Origin of the sequence: Winogradskyella aquimaris (genome assembly GCF_042676105.1) — a bacterium.
Lineage (GTDB): Bacteria > Bacteroidota > Bacteroidia > Flavobacteriales > Flavobacteriaceae > Winogradskyella > Winogradskyella aquimaris.
The window spans coordinates 1-3,447 of record NZ_JBHTJQ010000022.1 but is presented as its reverse complement, the minus strand read 5'-3'; the positions used below and the strand labels follow the sequence as shown (position 1 = coordinate 3,447).

The 3,447-nt window shown below is 30.9% G+C and carries 5 protein-coding genes; all 5 read right to left on the bottom strand.

All coding sequences use genetic code 11. From position 1 onward, the window contains the following. On the bottom strand, positions 1 to 253 hold a 253-nt coding region (locus tag ACFQ1K_RS14470), incomplete at its 3' end, for a hypothetical protein (protein WP_386134373.1). A gap of 21 nt (positions 254 to 274) precedes the next feature. Further along, positions 275 to 709 carry a type II toxin-antitoxin system death-on-curing family toxin gene (locus ACFQ1K_RS14465; RefSeq protein ID WP_320556866.1) on the bottom strand — a complete coding sequence of 145 codons (435 nt, stop codon included), beginning with the start codon at positions 707 to 709 and terminating at the stop codon, positions 275 to 277. A gap of 1 nt (position 710) precedes the next feature. Beyond that, positions 711 to 1,712: a DNA-binding protein gene (locus ACFQ1K_RS14460; protein ID WP_320556865.1), complete on the bottom strand. Its 1,002-nt coding sequence runs from the start codon at positions 1,710 to 1,712 to the stop codon at positions 711 to 713. A gap of 315 nt (positions 1,713 to 2,027) precedes the next feature. Then, on the bottom strand, positions 2,028 to 2,504 hold the full coding sequence (locus ACFQ1K_RS14455; RefSeq protein WP_320556864.1) for an SRPBCC family protein: 477 nt from the start codon (positions 2,502 to 2,504) through the stop codon (positions 2,028 to 2,030). Positions 2,505 to 2,660: 156 nt separating this feature from the next. Beyond that, complete coding sequence (locus ACFQ1K_RS14450) at positions 2,661 to 3,041, bottom strand: hypothetical protein (RefSeq protein ID WP_320556863.1); 381 nt, start codon at positions 3,039 to 3,041, stop codon at positions 2,661 to 2,663. Positions 3,042 to 3,447 lie beyond the last annotated feature (406 nt).

The window sequence follows — 3,447 nt, the reverse complement described above, 5'->3', positions numbered from 1 at the left end:
GATTTTCAATTTTAGCAATCCTGTTTTCTAATTCTGTTAACTTTTCAGTATTCGTACAAGATGAAACAATTAATAAAATCAGAAAACTTAAAATCATATTTTTCATTTGCAGTTCGTTTTTCAAATTACACACAACGGTTTTGTATAAGAATAGTAGCGGATTTTCACGCACTAACTTTTCGGTTAAACACAGACCTTTTTTATAATTACTTACTTTCGTTTGAGCGATTAAACCGCTATTATTTTTATACATTGTTATGTGCTGGCTTATGCGCTATTCTCTCGTTTTAGCTTCTATTATTTTAAGTTTTAATTCATAACTAAAATCCTCTTCATAAATAATGGAAGTAATGACTTCTTTCAATAAATCTCTGTCTATTATGTTATCAGCGACGTCAACAGCAATATTTTCCGTCTGCGAGATAAATTTAGAAACGATATGACTCAGTCCATTTATTTCTAGAAAATAAGCGCTTAATGCAATTGAAGATCTTTTGTTTCCATCATTAAAAGCATGATTTTTATTTATTGAATAAAACAAATAGGCAACTTTATCTTCCAACTCTGGATAATAATTATCGTCTTGAACAAAATCTAAAGTTGCGTGAAGCTGCCCTAAATCTTTGGCACCTGTTAGTCCACCAGAATGTTCAATTATATAATCGTGTTCTTTAACTGCGTATTCAAAATCAAAATATATAAATGACATATTATCGATTTTTTAGTCGTTTAAAAACATCTATATTTTCATCTATTCTCTCTTCTAAAGCTTTGCTCTTCTCTCCTAAGAATCTTTCAAAGTCAGATTGAGATACTGTATTAATATAATTTTTTAAACTATCATGAAAGACTTTTCTAAATCCGTAATCCCTACTAGCCATTTTTATTCTTGCATCTTCAATCAAGGGCTTAAATAGTGGATGTTCTGAAAATTGAAATAGAAGTAAATCCATCTCAGATTTCGTTAGTTTTCTACCAAGGGAATTGTATTTTTCTTTCATTTCGTGAGCGAGACCAGTTTCAAAGGATGCAATAAGTTTTAAAACCTCGGAATACATTGTGTCTCTTGCATTCTCCGTTTCATTTAGGTTTAGGATTTTTTTATATTCTACGGCGTTTTCTTTGAAAATACACTCATAAATTTTACTCGTGTAAATGGCATATTTAAAATTTCCCAAATCTAAATACTCATTCAAAGCTTTAGTGAATTCTTTTCTATAATGTGGTTCTTTTAGAATGGCATTTAAAAAGTCTTCGTCTCTTTGGTTTATGTACTTAGTTGAACCTCCAGCTTTTTCATTTAGAGTGTCAATTACAATATCGAGAATTTTACTTCTCAATGCTTTTGCCATTTCACTTTCAACCAATAGCATTCCTAAATTTAAAAAAGATCTAAAATTAAACACACCTAACTGAGATGTTCTGCTTGAAAGATTTATAATATGTCCAAAATCTGTTTTAAATTCTTTTAGATTTTTACCTTTTAATACAATGTATCCGTTATGCTTAAGTTCTTTTTCATAATTTTCGAGGTATCTATCAATTGTAGCTATATCTATTTGGTAGAATTCAGATATTTGTTGCTTTGTGTATTTATATTCTTCTTGAAATAGCATTCCAGGAACACCAAAATAATCCCTTAAATTACTTAATACTAGCGGGTTGTTTAGGATGTTTTGTCTGTCTATATTTGAAGAAGTTAAATCTTTCATTTATGCAAATTTTGTTGATAACTTTTAGATGCTTACCGCACTTATGCGGGTAGGATGTTAATAACTCTGAAAAAATATTTATAAATCCGATTTGCAAAATACACTAATTCAAGCTGTTCAGTGACTTTTTTTGTCAAAATTTTCAATGTCAGCGTATCTTTTTTTAGCTTGCACATAACGTGTTTGTGTATGATTTCGTTGCGTGTTTCAGCAACTAAATTAGCAAATACAAACCGAATAGAAAATCCGCGAGGATTTTCGTAAGTAGGCGAGTACTAGCAATGAATTATACACGTTGTTGCCATACGTACTTTTTTATTCAGTTAAAATTTGTTTCCACTTGTCAGATTCCGCAAACTTTTTTACAATTCGGTTTCGTTCAGTTAGTAAATCAGTCATATATTTTTTGAGAAATATTCTGTCCGCTAACTTTCCTAAAATTCCGAGTGGTGATTTATAGTCAAAAAAATCAGTCATCAAAGTTCCGCCATTCAATTCCGCAAAGTGATGTTCGTGTTTGAATTCCGAAAATGCTCCATTAACCATTTCATCCGCAAAGTAATTCGGTCGGTCAAATTCCGTTATTTTGGAAGTCAGTTTTTGATAAATTCCAAAATGTTTTGCTCGCCAAGTCACGCTTTCATTCAGTCCTATTAATCCGCTTGTTTTTCCAGCGATTGCAGTTTCATTCGTTTGTTCAGTTGATATTTTATGTAAATCAATGCTCCGAGAAAGGTCAAAAACTATTTCCTTATCAGCTTTAATTTCAGTTCGTAATTCAATTCTCGGCATTCGGTTTGGGTATGTATGGCAACGTGTTTGTGTATGGTTAGTTGCGTGTTTCAGCAACTAATTTAGCAAACAAATCACAGATAGAAAATTCCAGCGGAATTTTCGTAAGTCGGCAGTGAACTAGCAATGAATTATACACGGTGTTGTAACACGTTTTTATTCTATTCCAAATGACTTAAGTTCATTATCAGTTAATTTTTTTTGAGTTATCATTATTTTAGAATCAGAAAGGTCTTTTGGATTATATTCAACTTGATAATATTTACCAATTATCGGTTCTTCTTCTCTTACGTATTTTGGAAATGAAGGGTTCTGCGGGTCGAGTCCGTCAATCCATTTTCCATCAACTAAAAATTTAAACTTAATATTCCCTCCTTGTTTATATCGATAATAAACTTCTGTAACTTTTCCGATTGTTACTTTTTTTGAAGAATCAAATTTTTCATCAATAAACTTTTGATTTATAACAATGATCACAATTAAAACAATAATTGCTGGTAGGAAAAGATGCCCTCTTAAATTATTTTTAAATTCCAATTTCGTTTATCAATTTCTGACTACCGTCAAATTTTTAATTTATAGAACACCTACAAATATGCGCTTTAACCAAATAAATTAATTTAGTTTTTATCATTTTGGGAATGTGTTACAACGGTCTGGTGTATGGCTCGTTGCGTGCAAATTAGCGATTAATTTTCGGTTGAGCCACAAGCCAGATTTTTAAATTTTACTATTTATCTTTCTTTTTGGAAATCGTCAAATTTAAAAATTTGGCGACTTTCCAAATGCGCATTGACTTCGATTAAGCAACTTACCAGCAATGAGCTATACACGTCTTAAGTTTACAATCTATTATTTTTAGAAGATTAATCAGAAAGAACAAAAGAGAGGATTAAGATTAATATACACGGTGAAGCGATAACTTCGACAACAATGATAATCC

What these genes read in the sequence shown, in the direction of transcription:
- ACFQ1K_RS14465 (WP_320556866.1), bottom strand. Translation starts at nt 709, where the DNA reads ATGTCATTTATATATTTTGATTTTGAATACGCAGTTAAAGAACACGAT.
- ACFQ1K_RS14460 (WP_320556865.1), bottom strand. Translation starts at nt 1,712, where the DNA reads ATGAAAGATTTAACTTCTTCAAATATAGACAGACAAAACATCCTAAAC.
- ACFQ1K_RS14455 (WP_320556864.1), bottom strand. Translation starts at nt 2,504, where the DNA reads ATGCCGAGAATTGAATTACGAACTGAAATTAAAGCTGATAAGGAAATA.